This is a genomic window from Pseudomonadota bacterium (assembly GCA_039028935.1).
Classification (GTDB): domain Bacteria; phylum Pseudomonadota; class Gammaproteobacteria; order Steroidobacterales; family SZUA-146; genus SZUA-146.
This window is the reverse complement of the sequence record JBCCHD010000031.1, coordinates 22,235-46,413: the sequence shown is the minus strand read 5'-3', so window position 1 is coordinate 46,413 and position 24,179 is coordinate 22,235. Positions and strand designations below refer to the sequence as shown.

22 protein-coding genes are annotated in these 24,179 nt (G+C 55.5%); 9 read left to right on the top strand and 13 right to left on the bottom strand.

The window, feature by feature from the left end:
* Positions 1–383, top strand: a 383-nt coding sequence (locus AAF465_13440) for an SDR family oxidoreductase (protein ID MEM7083728.1), incomplete at its 5' end; no start/stop codon positions are given.
* A gap of 645 nt (positions 384–1,028) precedes the next feature.
* Here the strand turns inward: AAF465_13440 and AAF465_13435 are convergent.
* Positions 1,029–3,188: a hypothetical protein gene (locus tag AAF465_13435; GenBank protein ID MEM7083727.1), complete on the bottom strand. Its 2,160-nt coding sequence runs from the start codon at positions 3,186–3,188 to the stop codon at positions 1,029–1,031.
* A 53-nt stretch (positions 3,189–3,241) separates the two neighbouring features.
* Between AAF465_13435 and AAF465_13430 the strand changes: the two genes are divergently transcribed.
* On the top strand, positions 3,242–3,556 hold the full coding sequence (locus tag AAF465_13430) for a hypothetical protein (protein ID MEM7083726.1): 315 nt from the start codon (positions 3,242–3,244) through the stop codon (positions 3,554–3,556).
* Between the two features lie 462 nt (positions 3,557–4,018).
* Here the strand turns inward: AAF465_13430 and lapB are convergent, their stop codons facing one another.
* The 8 genes from lapB to gyrA form a co-directional block, all read right to left on the bottom strand.
* Positions 4,019–5,218 (bottom strand): lipopolysaccharide assembly protein LapB, encoded by a 1,200-nt coding sequence (gene lapB, locus AAF465_13425; GenBank protein MEM7083725.1) that lies wholly within the window; start codon positions 5,216–5,218, stop codon positions 4,019–4,021.
* Entirely contained in the window at positions 5,208–5,504 is a 297-nt protein-coding gene (locus tag AAF465_13420) for a hypothetical protein (protein MEM7083724.1), read from the bottom strand. Before AAF465_13420 ends, lapB begins: the two co-directional genes overlap by 11 nt.
* Positions 5,505–5,629: 125 nt before the next feature.
* On the bottom strand, positions 5,630–5,932 hold the full coding sequence (locus AAF465_13415; GenBank protein MEM7083723.1) for an integration host factor subunit beta: 303 nt from the start codon (positions 5,930–5,932) through the stop codon (positions 5,630–5,632).
* A 108-nt stretch (positions 5,933–6,040) separates the two neighbouring features.
* Positions 6,041–7,714, bottom strand: coding sequence for a 30S ribosomal protein S1 (gene rpsA / locus AAF465_13410; GenBank protein ID MEM7083722.1), 1,674 nt, complete (start codon positions 7,712–7,714; stop codon positions 6,041–6,043).
* 194 nt (positions 7,715–7,908) lie between these two features.
* Positions 7,909–8,613 carry a (d)CMP kinase gene (cmk, locus tag AAF465_13405; protein MEM7083721.1) on the bottom strand — a complete coding sequence of 235 codons (705 nt, stop codon included), beginning with the start codon at positions 8,611–8,613 and terminating at the stop codon, positions 7,909–7,911.
* Positions 8,613–9,953, bottom strand: a complete 1,341-nt coding sequence (gene aroA / locus AAF465_13400) for a 3-phosphoshikimate 1-carboxyvinyltransferase (GenBank protein MEM7083720.1) — start codon at positions 9,951–9,953, stop codon at positions 8,613–8,615. Before aroA ends, cmk begins: the two co-directional genes overlap by 1 nt.
* 131 nt (positions 9,954–10,084) lie before the next feature.
* On the bottom strand, positions 10,085–11,176 hold the full coding sequence (gene pheA, locus AAF465_13395; protein MEM7083719.1) for a prephenate dehydratase: 1,092 nt from the start codon (positions 11,174–11,176) through the stop codon (positions 10,085–10,087).
* A gap of 5 nt (positions 11,177–11,181) precedes the next feature.
* Positions 11,182–13,767, bottom strand: coding sequence for a DNA gyrase subunit A (gyrA, locus tag AAF465_13390; protein ID MEM7083718.1), 2,586 nt, complete (start codon positions 13,765–13,767; stop codon positions 11,182–11,184).
* Between the two features lie 580 nt (positions 13,768–14,347).
* Here gyrA and ubiG point away from each other — a divergent pair.
* From ubiG to AAF465_13365, 5 genes are all read left to right on the top strand, one after another.
* Positions 14,348–15,061, top strand: coding sequence for a bifunctional 2-polyprenyl-6-hydroxyphenol methylase/3-demethylubiquinol 3-O-methyltransferase UbiG (ubiG, locus tag AAF465_13385; protein MEM7083717.1), 714 nt, complete (start codon positions 14,348–14,350; stop codon positions 15,059–15,061).
* A gap of 5 nt (positions 15,062–15,066) precedes the next feature.
* A complete protein-coding gene (locus AAF465_13380) occupies positions 15,067–15,753 on the top strand; it encodes an HAD-IA family hydrolase (protein ID MEM7083716.1) in 687 nt (228 codons plus the stop codon).
* 290 nt (positions 15,754–16,043) lie between these two features.
* Positions 16,044–17,471, top strand: coding sequence for a DNA recombination protein RmuC (locus AAF465_13375; protein ID MEM7083715.1), 1,428 nt, complete (start codon positions 16,044–16,046; stop codon positions 17,469–17,471).
* A 6-nt stretch (positions 17,472–17,477) separates the two neighbouring features.
* On the top strand, positions 17,478–18,257 hold the full coding sequence (locus AAF465_13370) for a hypothetical protein (GenBank protein ID MEM7083714.1): 780 nt from the start codon (positions 17,478–17,480) through the stop codon (positions 18,255–18,257).
* Positions 18,258–18,272: 15 nt separating this feature from the next.
* The gene (locus AAF465_13365; protein ID MEM7083713.1) at positions 18,273–19,034 is read left to right on the top strand and encodes a YciK family oxidoreductase; all 762 of its coding nucleotides are present in this window, start codon (positions 18,273–18,275) and stop codon (positions 19,032–19,034) included.
* Between the two features lie 109 nt (positions 19,035–19,143).
* On the opposite strand, the gene rluB is transcribed toward AAF465_13365, so the two are convergent.
* From rluB to AAF465_13345, 4 genes are all read right to left on the bottom strand, one after another.
* Positions 19,144–19,953 carry a 23S rRNA pseudouridine(2605) synthase RluB gene (rluB, locus tag AAF465_13360; protein MEM7083712.1) on the bottom strand — a complete coding sequence of 270 codons (810 nt, stop codon included), beginning with the start codon at positions 19,951–19,953 and terminating at the stop codon, positions 19,144–19,146.
* A gap of 8 nt (positions 19,954–19,961) precedes the next feature.
* Positions 19,962–20,795, bottom strand: a complete 834-nt coding sequence (gene scpB / locus AAF465_13355) for an SMC-Scp complex subunit ScpB (protein MEM7083711.1) — start codon at positions 20,793–20,795, stop codon at positions 19,962–19,964.
* A 21-nt stretch (positions 20,796–20,816) separates the two neighbouring features.
* On the bottom strand, positions 20,817–21,611 hold the full coding sequence (locus tag AAF465_13350) for a ScpA family protein (GenBank protein MEM7083710.1): 795 nt from the start codon (positions 21,609–21,611) through the stop codon (positions 20,817–20,819).
* 950 nt (positions 21,612–22,561) lie between these two features.
* A complete protein-coding gene (locus tag AAF465_13345) occupies positions 22,562–23,188 on the bottom strand; it encodes an L-threonylcarbamoyladenylate synthase (protein ID MEM7083709.1) in 627 nt (208 codons plus the stop codon).
* A gap of 107 nt (positions 23,189–23,295) precedes the next feature.
* On the opposite strand from AAF465_13345, the gene AAF465_13340 reads away from it, so the two are divergent.
* Both AAF465_13340 and AAF465_13335 read left to right on the top strand, forming a co-directional pair.
* Complete coding sequence (locus AAF465_13340) at positions 23,296–23,883, top strand: septation protein IspZ (GenBank protein MEM7083708.1); 588 nt, start codon at positions 23,296–23,298, stop codon at positions 23,881–23,883.
* A gap of 25 nt (positions 23,884–23,908) precedes the next feature.
* Positions 23,909–24,178: a BolA family protein gene (locus tag AAF465_13335; protein MEM7083707.1), complete on the top strand. Its 270-nt coding sequence runs from the start codon at positions 23,909–23,911 to the stop codon at positions 24,176–24,178.
* The last annotated feature ends 1 nt before the right edge of the window (position 24,179 follow it).

Here is a 24,179-nt window from a genome sequence, read left to right as displayed (position 1 = left end):
TCAGTAAGTATGCCGATGGCTTGCCGCTGTACCGGCAGGAACAGCGTCTGAAGCGTATTGGTGTGGAATTACCACGCTCAACGCTTGCTAGCTGGATGGTTAAGGCAGGATACCTCGTGCAACCGATCATCAACCTGATGCCACGCGGTATTCGCGTAAACGCCATCAGCCCCGGACCCATCGAAACGCCCATTTACGGAAAACTTGGATTGCCAGAAGAACAGGTACAGGAAATGGGTGCCGCAATGGTGGCGCAGGTACCGCTGGCGCGATTCGGACAGGCGAGTGAAATAGCCGATGCAGCCGTGTTTTTGGCGTCCAATGACAGCTCATACGTTACAGGTGTTGATCTGCCGGTGGACGGTGGGATTGCTCAGGTTTAGATACACGTCAGAGCGATTACCGTCTAACCATTGCTTGTACAGTGTCACTAATTTTTCCGCCTGTAGAACATCACAGGCGGCATTTTTAATGGCTGAATATCGGTAATCACGTAAAGTACCGATGCTCCATACTCTATCAGTGCTCGTTAACCATGAGCTAAAACGCGCCTGAATGACAAAACGCATTAATACATTGTTACTCAAGCCTCCCTATCTTGCAGATTTTGACCAATAAATATCTCGCCCAGTTAGGGAAGATTCGCTTCAACTTCGTTATAGCAATCAACCAGTAGTTTCCAGCTATTAAGCGCTCTCCCCAAGATCATAAAGTAATAGTTGCCTTTCGTTACATACAACAGTCTGTTCGTGTCGCTAATTGATTTATTATTTGAAAGCGACCAATACTATATGGAAATCCACGGCAATAGTTGGTTGCCGTAATTTCGATCCATTCACCGACACTTTCCTCGTCGGACTTTCGCGTATGATATGGCAATTGTGCGACATACTGACTTCCTAGTACCCCCAGATAAATTCTCACCGGCCACAGCGGAACCCATTTACTTTCGGCCCATAGCTTTAAGATTGGGAGTAATCTTTGGAAACTCAGTCCGTATTAAACAACCACAACATCAAAATCTGGTTTCACAATTTAACCAACTTGATTGCATCTGCAATCAAGTTACCCGTACCTGCATTTTCAATGACAATAGTAATCCTGCCATTTACCGGCGGAACACTGTTGAATAAAAGCTCCCACTTACCGGATTCATCTTCGATATCCTCCGGAACCACACGCTGATCAACGATCACCGGCATTGGAGCAGCTACGGTACCGGGATATACCAGAGAGTATCGCGCTTTGTCAGTTCGATTTTGGTGCGCCGGCCATGTTGTATAAACGGCATAGTTTCCCGCGGGAACGCTGAACTGCCATGTGGCGTTAGGCTTAACCAATAAGCTTCCCGCCTGCTCGACATCGTCATCAAAGAACCCTTCCACTAGATAGTCTGAATTCGTAAATCTCGTCCAACCCAAGCTCGGGTCACTGCTGGATGGTGAAGAACTATAACCCGGATCTCCATTATCAATAATGTACTCGGTAGGCGACCAGATCATTACGGCATCAGCGATGGTCTGCTTATCTGAGTCGTGTAGAAGCTCTACTGTGAGGTTGTTGGAGCCTGGTGGAACGGTAAAGAGTGTGTCATGCACATACCATCCCGTTTTAGGGGGTAGCTGCGTTTGATCAACAGAAAACGAACCTAGTGTTTGAGTGCCAGATCGCACGGTATATGTTGCATTTTGATTTCGGTTAGAAAATGCGGTCCATGAAACCGCCACTTTGTAGGTATCCGGCGAAACATCGAACGTCCAGTTAGCTGTTTCGATAGTTGAAGTATTGGCAACCGTCACATCACCGCCAAATCCCTGCCGGACGAAACCGGTCCAGCCCGAGGATGCTGAAAAACCCGTTGATCCATTGTCGATGGTCTGAATGTTCAGTCGTGGCTCACCATTTGGCTTCTCAAGTAAAGGAATCAAATTCCGGGCACGCCATTTGTCAGTGTCGTGTTGAGCCCCCGTATCGACGTAATTACCATCGTCCACGTATCCACACTCGAGGCGCTCGTCGGCTGATGGGAATCCATGCCCGCAGAATGTCGAATTGTGCGTACCATAGTAGCTCCCACCAATACTCGAGATGCGTGCAGTTAGAGGCCGAATGTAGGTGCGGTATCTAAGCCCGTCAAAACAACAAGTATCGAATACGTTCGAATACTGAACGTGGCTGCGGTTAAGCCCCACTCCCGCTAACCCATAGAGGTCAAGATAAGAAAGGTCCTTGTATAAAACTGTGCCCATTTCCATCTGCTCACCATCACCTTGATCAAGATTATTGCAAGGCGGTTCCCTCAAATACAATGGAAGAGTCCCAACTACCTGCATGCTTGTTCTGACGCGTCGATCCAGGGCTGCGTAGGCAGTTGAAGTCCAACCTCCGCCCGAGGCGCCAAGCATAGTAATATCAACCGGCGAGTTGTCGGGGTCTAGTTCAATGTAATTTAGGGCCACAGTGATCGGCTCCATGAAGTGACGCATCGCGTCGATCCCAGGATTCGTAGCGGCGTCAAACATCGCATTGTGCAGATCTGTATGAAGAGGCCCTGATCCACCCAGAACAGGACCTTGATTAGGAGGCATAAATGGTGAGGGCACGAACAAGACGCTATAACCTCTCCCCCCTAGATTTCTTATCATTTGGCCTAAAAGCGCATCGGGATGACCCAAAGAAGTTCCCGGATCGCCATCAATAGTCCCATGGCCCATATTGATTACAATCAAACGCCGGTTGGGTGATCTCGGCCTAAAGAAAAACGCGTGCGCGATATACCCACCACCAGTGTCAATGACCAAATCCTGAACTCTAACGTCAACATCAAGCTCGTTAAGGAAATGAACGGGCAAGTTCGAATTAAATGGCTCAACATTGTTGACAACGCTAGCAGGCTGCTTCAACACCGGCAGACCATCATTACCCCACACGAAATTTACCAAAGTCGCTCGATTAACGGAGATATCACCATATGAGTCGAAGTGCATGAGTTTAAGAGGATCCCTCTCGGGATTATCCTGTCCTCCTATAGACGGTAGGTAATCTGCAATAATCCCGTGAGCAGCATCTGGTCGATCACACGTCACGATACCCGAGGTATCAGCGCTAGCCGGCATAAGTGGCCACACCGTTAAGGTCACCATCGACAGTGAGAGGATCCGGCAAGTAATCATTTTTGCCCAGCTCATTCTTGACATGCTAATTAACCTCGCTTCTAAGGAGAATCGCTAACCGAATCTCGATGAAAATTACTGCTGAATCAGGGAAATATCCTCCGAATCCTTGGTCGTCCTGGGTATTGGTGCACATCAGCCGCACAAACCTCAAGCGCCGCCCTAGCCGTGTGTATCTAGTAAGCCTTTTCGATCATACGTCAGTGTTTCTTGAAAGAACAACACGGCCTATTTGTCGTCGAGTGAGTTGGCTTTTGCCCCAAGTAAGCAGAAACTCAAAAAAGCGCGATGATTTTCGCGGAACGGTGTTCGTCAATAACGAAGATTGCTTTTCATGGAAATCAGGTTTGAAGCCATTGAAAAAGAAAAACAGCCCGGCATAACCGTGACTCAGACCGCCAGAGAAATTGGTATAAACTCCAATATAATTGGATACAGTAAGAATGCACTGGCAGAATCAAGTTCCAAGGCCTTGCCAGACACTAGCAAGTCGCGTGACTAGGATATTACCGCACTGAAACGAGAACTGGCCGCCACTAAATAAAAAGGGCGGACTGTCGCTTTATACGATTCGGCATCGTACTTTGTAAAAGTTAGGAATGAAGTTTGAGATGACCGGACGCCGCAGCTAGAGCTAACATTTACGAATGATTTGCCGTCGACTGGGCAAGCCGACGAGCGGTTACCCGGGCTGGGTTAAACGGCCACCGAGTCCTTGCACGATTTGTAATATCGTCACCGTTAAAATCTCCTTCAACCGCTATCTATAGTCTTTCCGGCGGGACAACCGGCTGATTGACGGAAATTGACGCTAGCACGACTTAGAAAAAACCCTTCGTTCACTGTCAAACAACCCGCCGCGCATGAAAGTCGACCAATCGCATAATCGGTCGGGTGCTATCCCAGTCTTTGCACCCTGGACATTGCCAATACAGCATGTTGCCTGCATAGCCACACGCCATACACTCGTACTTGGCGCGACTGCGAATCAATTCTGACAGCACTTCGGCAAGTGTATCGAGCTGCTGGCGAGTCAGTGATTCATCGGCCGCTTCGCTCATCACCACATCGCGCAATTTACTAGCAAAGGAGTCGTTGCGAAGGAGATCACGCACCGCGCGCTGCAGCACAGGGTTATCCCACTCGTTGTGGGCAAGCGCGGCCAAGGCCATAGCTTCGCGCAGTTTCGTGTTTTTGTTTAAGAGCGATTGCAGTACTTTGTTGGTGTTGTCGTCGCTGCCGCTCGCTCGCAAACAGCGCAGCAGCATGGGCAACACTTCGATGATAAAACTCTCGTCGTGTTCGACAATCCAGCGGCACAGTTTAATCGCGGCCTTATAGTCTTTTAAATGCTCGGCCACATGCGCGCGCATGAACGCGCTGCGCACTAGCTGTGTGCCGCTGCTGCGTGATTTGCGCAAGTAAGCGCGAGCAGAATCGTAATCACCGGAATCGATGGCCTGCTGGGCAAGTTCGCAATACGCATGCGCCACACCGCCATCATCATCCTCCGGCGCCGGCACCCCGAGTTTTTTTCGAATCTCGATCGATTGGGTCCAATCTTTTTGTTGCTCGTAGATGCTGATGAGACTTTGAAGTGCCGCTTTCTTTTGCCCGGGTACCGCGCTCAGCTGCAAGAACAGCTTCTCGGCCCGATCAAATAGGCCCGCCTTTTGGAAATCTTTGCCCAACGCAAACAGCGCCTGATCGCGCTGCTTTTTCGCTAGGTTGGGTCGGGCAATGATGTTCTGATGAATGCGAATCGCCCGATCCACTTCGCCGCGCCGGCGAAACAGGCTCCCTAGAGCAAAGTGTGTTTCCACCGTTTCATTGTCCACCTCGGTCATACGAATGAACACTTCGATGGCCTTATCGGGCTGCTCGTTGAGGAGGTAGGTCACCCCTTTGAAGTAGTCCGGACTGACAGTCGGGCCCTTCTTCTTTACCACCTCAACCGGGCGCGCAAATCGCCGAGCCGTCCAAGCGCCGCCGGCTGCGGCAAGCACGAGGAGTAGAAAGAGAAAGACTAAGTTATCACCCGGCATCTTGCATGGGCAGGCTGCGGAGGTTCTTGAGCTCCACTTCGGCCATCTTGATGCTCTTCTTGAGCTTGCGTTTTTCGTTGGCCGATTTGATGAGATAGAGACTCGCCGTCGCAATGCCCAGCATCCAACCGATAATAAGCGTTACCGTAAAGGCCAACGCGGTGACGACCTCGTATTGCTGAACAATGAGATCCAGCTCGATCTTGCCAGGGTTTTTGTTGGCAAACATGGCTGACGCCAGCACCACCACAATAGCCAAAACAACAAAAATTATGCCGCGAAACATGGCGTACCCTTTATGTGGCGTCAGTAGACCGTAAGTGAACTAAAGGATAGTAGCCGCGCGCGCCTTCATCAAGCGCCCAGCGACCGTTGCGCAACAGGAATGTTGCGGTATCTAAAGGAGAAAACTCAGTTTTTGATCGGCAGATGGCGGTTGGCGTTGACACGCTCCCGCAGGTCCTTGCCTGGCTTGAAGTGGGGCACATGCTTGCCCGCCAGCGCCACCGGCTCGCCCGTTTTGGGGTTGCGACCGAGGCGAGGCGGACGAAAATGCAGTGAAAAACTGCCAAATCCGCGAATTTCGATGCGTTTTCCCTGGGCCAGCGCGTCGCTCATGAGTTCAAGCAGATGCTTGACCGCGAGCTCCACATCCTTTGAAGGGAGATGCTTTTGCTTGCGTGCGATGGCTTCAATTAGTTCCGATTTAGTCATTGTTCAGCCTGTGTAAAAACGCTCAGTCGACGGTAAAAAACCGCCACGAATCATTAAGATAACCGCCAATCTATAGATTTACTATAGATTGGCGGCCGTTTCCAGTGCTTAGTCGTCTTTTCCGGTAATTTGCTCTTTGAGCAGATCGCCCAGACTCGTGCCGCCAGAGGCTGCCGACTGGTACTCCTGCACCGCTTCAGCTTCTTCGTGGGCCTCTTTGGCTTTCACGGACAGCGAAATTCGGCGGTTCTTGCGATCGACACCGACAAATCGCGATGTGATCTCTTCACCGACTTTCACCACTTGACGAGCATCTTCGACGCGATCTTGCGACATCTCCGACGCACGCATGTAGCCGTCAATACCGTTGCCCAGATCGATTGAGGCGCCGCGAGCGTCAACCTCGGTCACCGTGCCGGTCACCATACTGCCTTTCGGATTCTCGGCCATGTACATGGAGAACGGATCCTGGTCCATTTGCTTGATGCCAAGCGAGATACGCTCGCGCTCAGGGTCAATGGCAAGCACCGTGGCTTCCACATCCTGACCTTTGCTGTAGTTCCGCACGGCTTCTTCGCCAGGTAGATCCCACGAAAGGTCAGACAAATGCACCAGGCCATCGATGTCACCTTCCAGGCCGATAAAGATACCGAAGTCGGTGATCGACTTAATCTTGCCGGTGACTTTGTCGCCCTTCTTAAACTCAACCGCAAACTCGGCCCATGGGTTGGACTTGCATTGCTTTATGCCCAACGAAATGCGGCGGCGCTCTTCGTCAATCTCAAGCACCATCACTTCCACTTCGTCACCGATCTGTACAACTTTAGACGGGTTAACGTTCTTATTGGTCCAGTCCATTTCAGAGACATGCACGAGACCTTCAACGCCTTCTTCGATCTCAACAAAACAACCGTAGTCGGCAATGTTCGTCACTTTACCGAACAGACGAGTGTTTTGCGGGTAGCGACGCGCCAGTGCTTCCCAAGGGTCTGCACCGAGCTGTTTCATACCGAGCGACACGCGCGTGCGCTCGCGATCAAACTTGAGCACCTTCACTTCGACTTCGTCGCCCACATTCACGACTTCCGATGGATGCTTAACGCGCTTCCAGGCCATGTCGGTGATGTGCAACAGCCCATCAATGCCGCCCAAGTCAACAAACGCACCGTAGTCGGTCAGGTTCTTAACGATACCCTTCGCCACGGCACCTTCTTGCAGCGAATCGAGCAGCTGCTCGCGCTCAACGCTGTACTCGTCTTCAACCACTGCACGACGCGACACCACCACATTGTTGCGGCGCTGATCGAGCTTGATCACTTTAAATTCGAGAACTTTGCCTTCCAGATAACCTGGATCGCGGACCGGACGAACATCAACCAATGAGCCGGGCAAAAACGCGCGAACATTGTCGATTTCAACCGTGAATCCGCCTTTGACGCGACCGTTAATCACGCCATTGACAATCTCGCCCTGCTCGAATGCGGCTTCAAGCCGAGTCAAGGTACGGGCGCGCTTGGCTTTTTCGCGCGATAGACGCGTCTCGCCAAAACCGTCTTCAAACGAGTCGAGCGCGACTTCGACAACGTCACCGACGTTGACTTCCAGCTCTCCTAACTCGTTTTGAAACTGCGATACAGGAATGACCGCTTCTGATTTCAATCCCGCGTTGACAATTACAACGTCGGAATTCACCGCCACTACGTCGGCGTTAAGGATAGTCCCCGATTTCATCTGGTGACTAGCAATACTCTCTTCAAATAACTCAGCAAAACTCTCTGACATTTCAATAAACCCAAGGGCGCAAGGCCCAACCAAAAAAAAACCGCAGGAAATTTCCTATTCCCGACGGGCATGAAAACTAGTCGCTCCGTCCGTAAGCAACCGTTGTAATTCGAAAAAGCGCTCAGGCTCCCGATCGTTTAACGTCCTGTGCGCGCCTTTACGCACACGTTGTTTAAGCGACCCCCACACGTCGACTACTCGTCGGCGTTGACCCATTGGTTCGCCAACTCCAACACCTGTGCGACCACCTCGTCGACGGGTGTGGATGTCGTATCGATCATCATCGCGTCGGGGGCCGGTCGCAGCGGCGCCACCTCGCGATTCGCATCGCGGTGATCGCGCTCGGCGATATCCTCCAAAAGGGCGGGTAGGCTAACATCAAGTCCCTTGTCTATCAACTGCTTATACCGCCTTTCTGCGCGCTCAGCGGCGCTGGCGGTTAGAAATATCTTCAGCTCGGCATCCGGGAAAATGACCGTCCCCATATCCCGGCCATCCGCCACTAAACCCGGTGCTTGGCGAAAGCCTCGCTGAGCGGCCACCAGCGCCTCTCGTACCGCCGGCACCGCCGCCACTTTGGACGCGAGATTGCCGCAATGCTCAGTGCGAATCTTCGATGTAACATCCTGATTATCAAGCTCAATCTTCTCTTCGCCGCCCGGGGATGCGACAAAATTAATGGCCAGGTCAGCCACCATCGCAGCCAGCGACTCAGACTCGTCAAACGCCACACCACGCTGCAGCGCAGCAAGACCGACCACGCGATACAGCGCGCCACTGTCCAGCAGGTGCCAGCCCAATCGACTCGCCACCATATGGCTCACGGTGCCCTTCCCTGACCCGCTAGGGCCATCAATCGCTAAAACCGGGGCCGCTGATTCACGTGCTGTCTGGCTCATTAAATCTCCTCAAGCGCGAGGCCAAGTCCTTGCATGAGTTGGGCAAATCCGGGAAAGGATGTGCCCACATTGGTGACATCATAAACCGTTAAGGGTTCGGTTGACCGCGCCCCCGCCACCGCAAACGCCATCGCAATACGGTGATCGTCGTGACTGTGAATGTCTCCGCCCGACAGCGGACCGCCGGTAATCTCAATCCCGTCATCCGATTCGATCAGGCGCACCCCCAGCGCCTCCAGACCTCGGGCCATCGTGCCCAAACGATCGCTTTCTTTGACCTTCAATTCACCCACACCGGTCACCCGCGTCGTTCCTGCTGCGGATGCGGCGGCAATAAAGATCACTGGAAACTCGTCGATCGCACTTGGAACCCATGCCGAAGGTACGTCAATTGCAGTTAAATTCGCCGATTTTACGCGAAGATCGCACACTGGCTCGCCGTGAATATCACGCTCGTTTAGGCGTTCGATCGATGCGCCCATCGCCTCGAGAATGCGAATGATCCCGGTACGGGTCGGATTGACCCCCACGTGTTCAATGAGCAATTCCGATCCAGGAATCAGGGTCGCCGCAACCAGCAGAAACGCCGCCGACGAAATGTCGCCCGGCACATCCACCTCAATACCTTGCAACTGGGCGGGCCCGGTGAGGCGCGCCGTGTTGCCCTTAACCGCCACTGGGCAACCGAAGGCGGGCAACATTCGCTCAGTATGGTCGCGGCTGCGCTCAGGTTCGGTCACCGTGGTCGGGTGACTCGCACCGAGCCCGGCCAACAGCACCGATGACTTCACCTGCGCGCTCGCAACCGGTAAGTGGTAGTCGATGCCGATCACTTCGGCACCCGACTGGATAACCACCGGCGGTTTGCCATCGCGCGTGTCAATTTGCGCACCCATCATGCGCAGGGGCGCGGCAATACGCTCCATTGGCCGGCTCATTAAGGAGCGATCCCCCACCAACGACGCACTCACCCCTTGCCCAACCAGCAGTCCGGCCAGCAATCGCATCCCCGTGCCCGAATTACCCACATCCAGTGGCTCAGTGGTGCTGATCAGCCCACCTTGACCAACGCCATGCACCGTCCACACCCGCTGCCCGTCCACCGTCTCCGTTTCGATCCTCACACCTAGCTTGCGCAAGACGCGCGCCGTGTTGAGGCAATCTTCGCCTTCGAGCAAACCGCGAATTCGCGTCACGCCGCTCGCAATTGCACCAAACATTAATGCCCGATGAGAGATCGATTTATCACCGGGCACCCTAACGGTTCCACGCAATGGCGCGCTGCCGGTAATTCGATAACACGGCACCGTCGAGAGGTGATCAGAGGGAGGACTGGTCATACGTCACCTACGAACTCTTTGAAAAGGAATGAGTGCAGACACCGGGGCGCCAGCGATCGTCTTGGCGCCGAACGCACCACCGACTGTGTTTATCGCCATAAACCGCGTGCACGGGCATGCTGGCGCCCGGACTACAGGATCGCCTTGGGGTAGGAACCGATCACGCGCATCACCACCGCGGTTTGCTGCAGTTGTTCCAGCGCACCCGCAAGCTGTTCATCCCGAGCGTGGCCATCCACATCCACAAAAAACACATAGTCGGAATCGGAGCGATTGCTCGGCCGCGATTCGATGCGGTTCATGTTGACCTGATGGGCGGTCAGGGTTTGCAGCAGTTCTTGCAACGCGCCCGGCGTGTGACTCGACGACATGAGCAACGACGTTTTATCGCTGCCGCTCGGCGCAAACAAATCTCGTCCGATCACCAAAAAGCGTGTGCGGTTGTCGGGCCGATCTTCAACATTGCGAGCGAGTACATTGAGTTGATACACGCGTGACGCGGCGTAACCGGCGATCGCAGCGCCCGAGGCATCGTCGCGCGCACGCCGCGCCGCACTCGTGTTACTGGCCATCGATACCAATTCGGCATTGGGTAACATCTCTTTGAGCCAATCGCGACATTGGGTCAGCGATTGCTGATTGGCATACACGCGCTCAATGCCCTCTAGCGACGCACCCCGCGCGAGGAGATGCTGCTCAAGCAACATCTCGACCTCCCCGCAAATGAGCAGCGGCGACGAAATAAACATATCGAGCGTGTGACTAATCGCGCCATCGGAAAAGTCCTCAAGCGGAACGATGCCAAAATCGGCCACCGCCGATTCCACCTCACGAAACACCTCATCCATGGTCGCCAGTGAAATGGCATTCACCGAATGACCGAAGTGCTTGGTGACGGCCGCCTGCGTGAGCGTGCCCTCAGGACCCAAATACGCCACTTTGAGCGGCTCTTGCTGCGCCAAACAGGCCGACATAATTTCGCGAAAAAGACGCACAATTTCTTCGTCAGCCAAGGGCCCATCATTGCGATCAATCACCTGACGCAGCACCTGCGCCTCGCGTTCGGGTCGGTAGTATTCGGCCGTGGATCGGCCCGCCGCTTTGGTGGCACCCACCTGCTGAGCAATTTGAGCACGCTCGCTGATGAGCGCTTGAATTTGCTCATCGAGGCGATCAATGGTCTCGCGTATGGTCGATAGATCGGGCAGTGGTTTGTTAGCCATAGCCCCTACTCTGCATCATCGTCGTCGCTGTCGTCATCCTCGACGGCGGCCACACCCACCAATTTGTCGTCGCTGCCAATGCGAATGAGGCGCACGCCCTGCGTATTACGTCCAATCACCGAAATTCCCTCTACCGGTGTGCGCACCAACGTGCCGTTGGCACTGATGAGCATTGCTTGATCGTCGTTGTGCACCATCAGCGCACCGACGACTTCACCATTGCGCGCACTGGTTTGAATGGCGATCACGCCTTGACCACCACGACCCTGCGTCGAATACTCATCGATTTCGGTGCGCTTGCCGTAGCCGTTTTCGGTCGCCGTCAAAATCAGCGGCCGATCGACCGGCGCATCGTCAGCACTCTGGAGTTTCGGCCCTTCGCTGATCATCGCAACGACCGACGCACCATCTGGTAGCTTGATGCCACGCACACCAGCCGCGGTGCGCCCCATTGGCCGCACGTCACGCTCATTAAAGCGAATGGCCTTACCTGTAGTGGCGAACAAAAACACATCCTGATCACCGTCGGTTACCATTGCATCAACCAGGTGATCACCGTCTTTGAGACCCAGCGCGATAATGCCATTGGCGCGTGGTCGCGAAAATGCTGAAAGCGGGGTCTTCTTCACAGTGCCATGCGCGGTACCCATAAAGATGAACTTATCGTCTTCATACTCGCGAATCGGCAGCACGGCGGTTACGCGCTCATCGGTTTCCAGCGGCAACAAATTCACCAGCGGCTTGCCGCGTGAACCGCGACTGGCCTGCGGTAACTGATAGACCTTGAGCCAAAAGGCCTTACCGCGCGACGTAAAACACAGCAACGTATTGTGGGTGTTGGCGATAAACAGCTTGTCGATAAAGTCCTCGTCTTTTACGGCCGTGGCACTTTTGCCTCGCCCGCCGCGACGCTGCGCCCGATAACTGGTCAGCGGTTGTGCTTTGGCGTATCCCGCGTGCGAGAACGTCACGACCACGTCCTCTTCAACGATCAGATCTTCGTCCGTCAAATCTTCGTAGTTGTGCACGATCTCCGTACGCCGCTCGTCGACAAATTGCTCTCGGCTCTCCAGCAACTCTTCACGGATCACGTTCGTCAAGCGATCGGGGTCAGACAAGATGTCAAGTAAATCTTCAATTTTATCGAGTATTTCTTTGTATTCTTTAACTATTTTCTCTTGCTCAAGCCCCGTCAAACGATGGAGCTGCAGATCAAGAATCGCCTTGGCCTGCACCGCCGACAGCTGGTAGCGACCGTCGATTAGGCCCCATTCTCCGGCCACACCGTCCGGTCGGGTGGCGTCTGCGCCGGCACGCTCAAGCATGCCGGTGACCACACCCGGCTCCCAGCGACGCGCCGCGAGGGCCTCGCGCGCCTCCGCCGGAGACGAGGACTGCTTGATCAACGCGATGATCTCGTCGATGTTCGCCAGGGCAACAGCAAGCCCTTCGAGCACATGCGCCCGATCGCGCGCCTTACCCAAATCATGAATCGTGCGTCGGGTGACGACCTCACGGCGATGGCGCAAAAACGCATCGAGCACCTCTTTGAGGTTCATCAAACGAGGCTGACCGTCGTTGAGTGCGACCATGTTGATGCCAAACACCGACTGCAGCATCGTTTGCTTGTACAGGTTATTGAGGACGACATCGGGGTTTTCGTTGCGGCGCAGCTCGATCACCATGCGCATTCCGTCCTTATCGGACTCGTCACGCAACTCGGTGATGCCGTCGATTTTCTTGTCACGCACTAATTCGGCAATCTTTTCGAGCAACCGAGCCTTGTTCACCTGATACGGCAACTCGGTCACAATGATCGCCTGCTTGTCTTTTTTGGCAAGATCTTCGATGTGCGTGCGGGCTCGCAGATAGATACGCCCGCGCCCGGTCAGATACGCGCTTCGAATACCCGACGCCCCGTTTATGATCGCGGCCGTCGGAAAATCCGGCCCCGGCAGATGCTCCATCAGCTCCTGCACGGTGAGGTCGCCGTTCTCCAACAGCGCCACACACGCATCGATCACCTCGCCGATGTTGTGGGGAGGAATATTGGTGGCCATCCCCACCGCGATTCCCGCGGAACCATTCACAAGCAAATTAGGGATGCGCGATGGCAGTACCGCAGGCTCGGTCTCCGATTCGTCATAGTTCGGGATGAAATCGACGGTGGATTTCTCGATGTCGGCCAGCAGCTGGTGCGCAATGCGCGCCATACGCACTTCGGTGTATCGCATGGCGGCCGGCGAATCACCATCCACCGACCCAAAGTTACCCTGCCCGTCGACCATCATGTAGCGCATCGAGAAAGGCTGAGCCATGCGCACGATGGTGTCGTAAACCGACGTGTCACCATGAGGGTGATATTTACCGATCACGTCACCGACCACGCGCGCGGATTTTTTGTACGCTTTGTTGTAGTCGTTGCCCAGCTCTCGCATGGCATACAGCACGCGACGATGAACGGGCTTCAACCCGTCACGCACATCCGGCAAGGCTCTACCAACAATCACGCTCATGGCGTAATCGAGGTACGATTTTTTCATCTCATCTTCGAGATTGACCTGAATAATTTCCTGGCCCTGATCAGTCATAGACGCTGCTTATCCCGGGTGTGTTGGGTCACGATGTACGACGCGTGTTCGCCGCTTCTCAAACGCGGTTTCATGAGTTAACAATCCGGTGAAAATACCCGGCAGAAGGGCCCCGCAACGTCGCGCTCGTGGCCACCTGAAGCGCCTGCGATTTACGCGACGAATCAGCGCGGCGCAAGACCTGACTGCGCGGACAATTCAACCTCAAAAAACCACCTCAAATCAGCGGTTTTACCCCCTAAAAATTAAGCTCGGATTTTAGCACATAACCTGCCGTATTTGCTAACAAAACAAGCAAAAAAGAAGGGCTTCTAATCGGTGCATTTTTACCGCGCTGGCATCGCCCCCTAATCGCCGTCCCAGACGGTCTATTTGGGGCCGATAATGGGCACGAAAATAGCGCGGACGAGCACGGCAAAAGCCGTCGCTTTCCCGACCCACCAACCCAGGCCGTTCGGAACGACCAAGTGTGCCAAGCATCACACGGCGACAACGTACATTCTGGCCGGTCAAGACAGGTGATTAGCCCGGCTCATTCATGGATAATGTGGATCCCAGCCGCCACACCGAGATCGCCTGAATGAACACCAATGTCGACGCGGATGAAATTCGCAAGTTCGAAGAGCTCGCCGAGCGATGGTGGGACCCAGAATCGGAATTCAAGCCTTTACACGCCATCAATCCGCTGCGCTTGGGCTATATCCAAGCGCGCACGCCGCTGGATGGCTTACGTGTTATCGATATTGGCTGTGGCGGCGGCCTATTGAGCGAAGCAATGGCGCACCAAGGCGCCGATGTCACCGGTATCGACATGGGCGCGACGCCACTTGAGGTGGCCAAACGGCACGCGGAGTCGAGCGACGTCTCCGTGCGCTACCTGCAAACGCCCGCAGAAGCCATCGCGGAAACCGAAGCCGGTCAATACGATGTGGTCACCTGTCTTGAAATGCTCGAGCACGTACCGGATCCAGCGGCGGTGGTCGCCGCGTGCGCTCGTTTGCTCAAACCAGGCGGCGCCGCCTACTTCAGCACTATTAATCGAACCGCCAAAGGGTATTTGCTGGCCGTAATTGGCGCCGAATATGTGCTGAATCTTCTACCGCGTGGTACCCACGACTACGCCAAGTTTATTCGCCCCTCGGAGCTTGAGGATGCGGCGCGACAGGCAGGCTTGACGTTGAAACACCTCACCGGACTGCACTACAACCCATTAACTCGAGTGTATCGGCTCGGGCCGGGTGTGGACGTCAACTACCTCATGCACTGTACGCTCGATGCGCCGACCAGCCCCTAAACACCATGCCTGAGGGCCGCTACCGAGCCGTGCTGCTCGATTTTGATGGCACCTATGCCGATACCGCGCTGGACATGATCGCGGCGCTCAACGCCGTTCGCGCCGAGCATGCGCAAACACCGGTGCCGATCGACACAGCGCGCCCGTTCGTGAGTCACGGCGCCACCGCGTTGGTGAATCTGGGATTCCCCGGCAGTACCCCCGCTGAAAAGGCCCGACACATTACGGCGTTTTTGGCCGCCTACGCGCGCAACGTCGCTGAGCACACCACACTATACGACGGCATGGCGCAGTGGATCGCGGCGCTTGAGAAGGCGGGTGTTCGATGGGGTATCGTGACCAACAAACCCGAAGGTCTCACTCACAATGTGTTCGCCACACTCGCGCCAGTGCATCCACCTCACTGCGTAGTGGCCGGCGATACCTTGATCAAACGCAAGCCGCATCCAATGCCAGCACTGCACGCGGCTGCTTTACTCCGTGTCCCGGCCCACCAGTGCCTCTTCGTGGGCGATGCGCCGGCGGATGTACTGGCCGGCCAGTCCGCGGGCATGCACACTGTGGTCGCCGGTTATGGCTATGTGCGACCGTTTGACAATCCGGTCGATTGGCATGCTGACGCCGTGGTCGACTCTGTTGCGGCACTGGCGGCGTACACCGAGCCACTACTGGGCCTGACCTCAACTCTCTGAGCGCGCACCTTGCATCGTGTGGAGCGCTGACGCCCGTTCGCTCATCACCTTCTGCGTGGGCACGCCCCACCTCTGAGTGTACGGTCATTCAACGGACAAAACGCCACTGACTTGCAACCAGCCGAGCGCACACCCCAGGCCACGACGCCGTCGCCTTTCGTTTCGCGCGACACAGCGCCAACACATGCGGTATCGTTGTCACACCACCGCATCGCAACGGTGCGGACCCACGCCTCGACGGCCGACAAGCACATCGCCACATTGACTATGTACAACCAAACAATTCGCGCATGACGTTAACGCAAGAACAACTGTTTCTAATCGGTGCCGGCATCGCCGCGGGTTTCGTGCTGGGCGTGCTGGTCGCGGCCTTGGTCGCGATGCGTAGGCTCGGGCATGCCCGCCTCGAGTCGGCGGTGCTCGAAAGCGAACTCAAAAGTGAGCAGGCTTTGTCGGATGAACGAGAGGCCGCTTTCTTAGCCTCCACTGAGCAACTCAAAGCGACGTTCGATCAGCTCGCCAATCGCTCTCTTAAAGACAATAGCGAGTCGTTTTTGCGACTCGCCCAAGAAAACCTAGGCAAATTTCAAACCAAAGCGGAGTCCGAACTCGGCGCGCGTCAAAAGGCCGTTGAGAACCTGATTGCGCCAGTGGCCAAGGCGTTGAGCGACACGCGCGAACAAATCGCCAAAGTCGAGCACGAGCGGGCCCGCGCGTTTGGCGGCATCAATCAGCAGCTCGAGTTGATGAATAACGAACAACGCACCCTGCGCAGCGAAACCGCCAATTTGGTCAACGCACTTAAGCGGCCTGAAGTACGCGGTCGCTGGGGCGAGATCACACTCAAACGACTCGTTGAACTCGCTGGCATGGTCGAACATTGCGATTTCACTGAGCAGGCGCACACCACTACGCCCGACGGCGCCGTCCGCCCCGACATGCTCGTGCGTCTCCCGGAAAATCGGCTGCTGGTGGTGGATGTAAAGACTCCGCTTGACGCCTATCTGGCTGCCGTTGAAGCGACCGACGACGAGACCAAACAGCAGTCCCTGACTCGACATGCCCGCCAGGTCAAAGAGCGCATACGCGAGCTGTCGTCGAAAGCCTATTGGAAACAATTTTCGACGAGCCCCGATTTTATCATCCTGTTTTTGCCCGGTGATCAGTTCCTATCCGCCGCACTCAATGTCGATAACGCGATCCTCGATGACGCGCTTGCGCAAAAGGTGATCCTCGCCACACCGTCTAACTTAATGGCGCTACTGAAAACGGTGTCTTACGGCTGGCGACAGGTGCAGCTGGCCAAAAATGCGGAGACGATCAGCCAGCTTGCCGAGACGCTGCACCAGCGTGTTGGGGTGTTTACCGACCACATGAACAAAATGGGCAAGACGTTGGGCCAAAGCGTTGAGGCCTACAACAAAGCCGTCGGCTCCCTCGAAAAAAACGTGCTGCCGGGCGCGCGCAAGTTTACCGAGCTCGGTATTCGCCACGCGCGACCGATTGCGGAACTGGATCCGATTGAGAAAACCACGCGGGCGCTGAGCCTGACACAAAAAGATATAGAGCAGATCGATGCACGTCGCGATTTGGCAACCCGCGATGACACCGTCGACCAAGCCGACGAGGCGGGCTCTGCCCCGTCCACTCGACGCGCCGCGCGAACACTCACACCGCCGCATCAATCATCGGACACCACACGCCGCTCCGACCGTTAGCCCATCGTGAGTAGACCACTCGAAGAAGCAGACACACCGATCGATCAGCTGTTTGAACAATCGGTTGTCAATGGGTCCGCCAAATTTTGGGCGGCACACTTTAGCGCCGCTCGATTCCGCCCCGGCGTTAAAGCCGCCTTGTGTTTTGCACACGCCATGGACTTGTTGACCACCGTCGGCGCCGAAGTCATCGCCGAAAAAAGCGTGTGGTGGCATGAAGAACTCAACGGCACCCTGCCCGCCCGACATCCGATAACCAAGGCGTTGATGGGGTCGGTATCGGCGACCGCGACGCCCGACTGTGGACAAGCCATTGCACAGACTATGCACGAACATCTGCACGGCGCGCTGATGACCCAACAGCGAACCGCGATGAGCAGCACCGAGATTTGGCACCAGTACGCCGAATTGCGCTTTGGCACGTTTCACGCCTTACTGTCGCTCGTCAGTGGCGCCTCCGTCAGCGAGGCGAATCAGGTCGCTGACTGGACGGCGTTGTTCTACGCGCTGTTGGTTTCAAATCATCCCCAATTCTTTGACGACAGTCGTGTGCTCACCCCGTCCAACGCGCTGGCGCGCACCAACGATTCAAACCACGCTTTGAAACAGTGCTTGAGTGCAATGCCACCTATGCCGGCCGCCAATCGAATTTTGATCGAACACGATCGCCGCTGGTGGCAGACCGGACTGACCGAGGCCCCACCTTCTCATAGTGGCGCGCCGCTTGGATTGCGCAGCATGCTTGCAAGCTGGCGTTTTGCACGTCAAGCTTCGCGCAGTGTCTGATTCGGAGCGCCCACTATGACGATCCATTCATTGCCTGACTATGTGCCACAAAACGACTGTCTTGCAGACCGCGTGCTGCTCATCACCGGCGCCAGCGACGGCATCGGCGCGGCGCTTGCGCGACGTTGCGCACAGCTCGGTGCGACGGTCATTCTAAATGGTCGCGACAAGAACAAGCTTAATGACGTGTACGATGCAATTGTCGCGGATGGCGGCGCAACGCCGGCGCTGTTGCCGCTCGACTTCAAACGCGCCAAGCTCGATCACTACGAAGAACTGGCCAACGTCATCGAAGGCGAGTTTGGTCGACTCGATGGATTGGCTCACATCGCTGGCATTTTGGGTAATAACTCTCCGATCGCGCACTACACTCCGATGACCTGGCATGACGTCATTCACATCAACCTCAACGCAGTATTTCTACTAACACGGGCCTGCATACCACTTTTGGAAAAATCCGCGGATGCCGCCATTGTGTTTGCGTCGAGCTCAGTTGGACGCAAAGGCCGGGCCCATTGGGGCGCCTACGCGGTATCAAAGTTCGGCGTAGAAGGCCTGATGCAAATCGTGGCGGATGAACACGATCGTCCGGACGGCATTCGCTCCAATAGCGTCAACCCCGGCGCCACGCGCACCGGCATGCGCGCGGCCGCTTATCCAGCTGAAGACAAATCGCGGTTGCTGACCCCCGACGAAGTACTCGCACCGTTTATCTATTGCCTTGGACCCGACAGCCAGGGGACTACCGGCAAGACGTTTGACGCGCAGCCCAAATAACGCCGTTTTTTATGGCGCGGCCATCCGCTAATCGGAAATCGTGATCGCCCGAGAACTTGCTCAGGTTCGCCAGCGACGAACTTGCCTTCGAGTAGGTATGAACCCGTCGCTAACGACGAAACATGCGGCGTGAACGTTTCTTACCCCCGCGTTTTTTAGTGTGAGTCGCGCCGGAAGGCTTACTGGACAGCCCGGCCAGCTCATAGAGTCGAGCGACTTCGGCGTCGCTGAGCAAACGGGTTTGGCCGGTGCGCAAGGTACGATCCAAATTGACGTTACCAAACCGCACTCGAATCAGTCGATTCACTTTGCAGTCGACCGCTTCCCACAGGCGTCGCACTTCGCGTTGGCGTCCTTCGGTCAGCACCACCCGGAACCAGCGATTGGCGCCCTCTCCACCGCCCTCTTTGATGCGCTTAAACCGCGCCATGCCGTCCTCGAGTTTCACACCTTGAGTAAGACGCTTTAAAACATCGGCGGTGACATTGCCTAAGACCCGTACCGCATACTCGCGCTGCAAGCCACTAGAAGGATGCATGAGGCGATTGGCCAGTTCGCCATCGGTTGTAAACAGCAACAATCCACACGTATTGATATCGAGTCGCCCGACCACAATCCAACGCCCTTGCGCCGGCGCGGGCAAATTATCAAACACCGAAGGTCGACCGTGTGGATCGCGTTGGCCGGTAATCTCGCCAACGGGTTTGTGGTAGACAAGTACCTGCTTGTTGTTCGATTCGACTTTGACGTCCACGCGTTGGCCGTCAACCATAATCCGATCGGTTGCCGACACTTTTTGCCCAAGATGACCAGGTTGGCCATTGACGACAATCCGTCCTTCTTGAATCATCCGCTCAACTTGACGACGCGAACCGACTCCAGCATTCGCAAGCGTTTTTTGGATGCGCTCGCCCGACACGGTAATTGTTAGACAGTGACGGTCTGCGGCGTCTCTACCGCGTCGTCTTCGCCACCCTCGTCCAACTCATCCTGTTGATCCAGTTCATCGAGTTCCTCGAGTTCGTCATCCTCAAAGTCGTCGTCAAGCTGGGGAGCCTCCGCACTGGACAGGTTCGACGGGGTCGTTTCGTCGTCCACTTCGGCGACAAATTCTTCGTCAGCACCCTCTTCGAGCTCGGCGCCCGCATCACCACCATCGGCCGTGTGCATGTCATCGACCTCGTCGCCGTCTTCATAAGGTGGTGTGCCAAAGTCGAGTTCGGCGTTCATGTTGTCGATATCTTTAAGCTCCGCCAGACTGGGCAGCTCATCCAACGACTTCAAGTTGAAGTAATCCAGAAATTCTTTTGACGTGCCAAACATCGCCGGTCGCCCTGGCACATCGCGATGACCCACGATGCGCACCCAGCCACGCTCAAGCAAAGTTCGTATGATGTTGGTGCTCACGCTCACGCCACGTACGTCTTCAATGTCTCCACGCGTAATGGGCTGTCGATATGCGATCAGTGCGAGCGTTTCCATCAGTGCGCGCGAGTAGCGAGGCGGCTTGCGGTCATTGAGTCGACCCAACCACTCACCCATCTGGTGGCGTACCTGAATACGATACCCACTCGCCACTTCAATGAGCTCAATACCTCGTTCCTCGTAGTCGCTCGAAAGCGACGCGATGATTTCCTTCATCACTTTTCGCTCGGGACGCTCATCTTCGCTGAACAGCCTAAGCAGTTCATTCATCGACATCGGCCGCCCAGCCGCGAACAGTGAAGCTTCAACAACGTTTCTTATGATTTTTTGGTCCATCGTGGTTCTCTTTGTCTCAATCTAGCCGCCGCTTTCAGCGGTACTTTCAGTGCTGCTTCGTAGATGAATCGGGGCAAACGGTTCGCTCTGAACGAGTTCGACCAACGATTCTTTGACCAACTCGAGAATCGCTAAAAACGTCACCACCACACCCATACGGCCCTCGGTCACGTCGAAGAAATCTCTGAAGTCATGAAATTCGTTGTTGCTCAGGCGACTCAACACGTCACTCATTTTCTCGCGTACCGACAACGGTTCGGCGTCTACCTGATGGTGTTTATACATCTCGGCGCGCTGAATGACCTCCTGCAGGGCGATGAGCACCTCCCGCAGGTCCACATCCGGCACGAGCTCTTCTGCCGGCTCCTCATGCACCACGTCCGCTGTAGCCGCGAAATTATCGCGCTCCATGCGCGGCAGCTTATCGATATCTTCCGCGGCCTTTTTGTACCGCTCGTACTCCTGAAGACGGCGAACCAGCTCAGCGCGCGGATCTTCTTCGTCGCCCTCCTCTTCATTCGCTCGGGGGAGCAACATGCGCGATATGATTTCCGCGAGCATCGCCGCCATCACCAGGTATTCACCCGCCAATTCAAGCTGAAGCTCGTGCATCAGATCGATGTATTCGGTGTACTGCCGGGTAATCTCAGCAATCGGCACATCGAGAATATCGAGGTTCTGGCGCTTGATAAGGTAAAGAAGCAGATCCAGCGGGCCCTCGAACGCCTCCAAAAAGATCTTGAGCGCGTGCGGTGGGATGTACAGATCCTGCGGCAGCTGTGTATACGGTTCGCCCTCAACAACCGCGAAAGGCATTTCGCCTTGAACAGGTCGACGCCCTTCTCCGCCTTCACCCGCACCATCAATGACCTCAAGCTGAGGCCCTAACTCCGCGGTTTCCGTAGTGCGTTGGCTACCAGTCGAATCGTCAGACGTATTGGCCTGCGGATCGGCGTGTTCCGGCTGCTCGTCACCCTTCGCCTTTTCGATGGCGTCAGTCGGGGCGGTGGACGGCCCGTTGCTGCTGGCCGGTTCGTCTGCGCTGGATTCGTTGCTGTTTTGGCTATTACTCACGTATGCAAACTCTTACCTATCGACGCTTGGCTTGACTCGGTCACTGGAATCAACACAGCAACGGGAACGCGTAGACCGCACCCGATCAAAGTTCAGAACAGGAAATGACACTGTGTCGCCGACCAACGCCTCGCGTGTCGCCCAAACTCATGACAACGAGACTGACCACACACCGCCCCAATCGGGGTAAGTTTACCGAGGTCGGCGCGGGGATGCAGTAGTGGATTGCCGTCGGTTTTTACTTCGGCACAGAACCGGCGTTTGACCCAGGGTGTGCCAACGCATCGCGGACAGGTTGGCCACCCCCCTCTGCCGAAGATCGGTCGCTGATGTAGCTAATCTTTTGGCTTCAGTTTTGTCTTTAGCGCGTTGAAGATTCAATAAATGTTCATAGTATTCATCGGGACACCAATCGCGCAGAATGAACTGAGCCGTCATCGTCCTCCCTGACGTCGAGCAAACGGGCCGCGTGATCCACCGAACGTCGCCACAGCGCTGTGGCCGAGGCGGCACATCGGATCGCGGCACCCATGCTCGTTCATTCGAATCATTTGCGCATTTTTGTGATCCGCACTGACCGGGACTGCTACGCATCGACGACCGACGAGGGACGCCATGGGACGGTTTAGAAGAACGGAAACGCGCGGCAGATGCTCGCTACGCTCTGTGCGCCGCCGCAGTCGGCCATGCGGTTAGCCGTCGAACAAGCCGTCGATGGGCCCCTTGCCCTCGCGCACGACTTCAACATCGCGGCCGCTGAGGTCGAGGATGGTGGTATGGGCGATACCACACGCGCCGGCGTCGAGGATTACGTCCACCGAGTGGCCCCACGCTTCATCGATCTCAAAGGCATCGTTGAGCGGCATATCGGCACCCGGCAGTTCGACGGTGGTGCTGAGCAATGGCCCCTCTACCGCCGCCAGCAGCGCCTGGGCTACCGGGTGGTCGGGTACCCGGATACCGATGGTTTTGCGTTTCTTGGTTTGCAGGCGATTGGGCACCTCGCGGCTCGCCTTGAGAATAAACGTGTACGGCCCGGGGGTGTGGGACTTGAGCAATCGAAACGCCGTATTATCCACCTGAGCAAACTTGGCAAGATCCTTGAGATCTTTACAAATAAGCGTGTACAAATGCCGCTTTTCAAGCTGCTTGAGGCGGCGCATGCGCTCGACGCTCTGGGTATTGCCGGGCCGACACGCGAGCGCATAGCACGAGTCGGTCGGGAACACGACAATGCCGCCCCCCTGAATCATTTCCGCCGCCTGCCTCAGACGGTGGGGCTGGGGGTTGTCGGGGTGCACTTCAAGTAGCCTGGCCATGCCGTATTGTAAGCGCAAACACGCAAAAAAGCGGCCCTATCGAGTTCTTAGCCCCACTGCGTCGGCTGCGGTATGATGCGTGACGATTTTGCTACTGGTACCTGACAATGCAGATGGCGTTTGTGTTGATTCCCGCCGCGCTTTTTTTTGGTGCGTACAAACTTTACGACTTCTACGTGGCCACGGCAGTGCTCATGGCCACGGTCACCCTACTGACCATCATTGAATGGGTGCGCACACGAGAAGCCAACAAACTGCATCTGGTGAGCACTGTGCTGCTTGTGGTGCTGGGCACCGTCACCTTGGTTCTGCGGGACCCAGAGTTTTTGCAGTGGAAATTCAGCGTCTACCATTGGATCGTAGCCGCCGTGCTTCTTTGGACACAGCTTTTTCGTAAGAAAACTGGGGTACAAAGTTTCTTTGAAACCATCGGCTCGTTATCCGCGGGGGACGACGACGGTGTCGATCTTGGCAAGCTGCCCGAGCACAAATACCGCGTGAGCAACATGGCGAGCATCGCCTATTTCGCATCTGTGGGGTTTATTAACCTCTATGTGGCGTTTCGCATGAGCGAAGCGGCGTGGGTGAACTGGAAAGTCTTCGGCATCGTCATTTTGAACTTTGTTTTCATGATCAGTCTGATGGTTTACCTATTTAAGGGCGAGTTTTCCAACTCTTCCTCTTCCTCCGAATAACACCAACGAGATACGCAGCGAGCCCATGAACGCCGAACGCATTGAACGAATGAAAGCGCTCCTCCAGGAGGCGCTCACCGTTGATTCGCTCGAGATTATCGACGATTCGCACAAACATGCCGGCCACGCTGGCGCGAAGGACGGCCACGGGCATTTCACGCTCAAAATTACGGCCACAGAGTTTGATGGCCTAACGACCATTAAGCGCCACCGACTGATCTACGAGGTTCTGGGCGACATGATGAAAACCGATATCCATGCGCTGCGAATCTTGGCCACTCCACCGGCCGACTGAC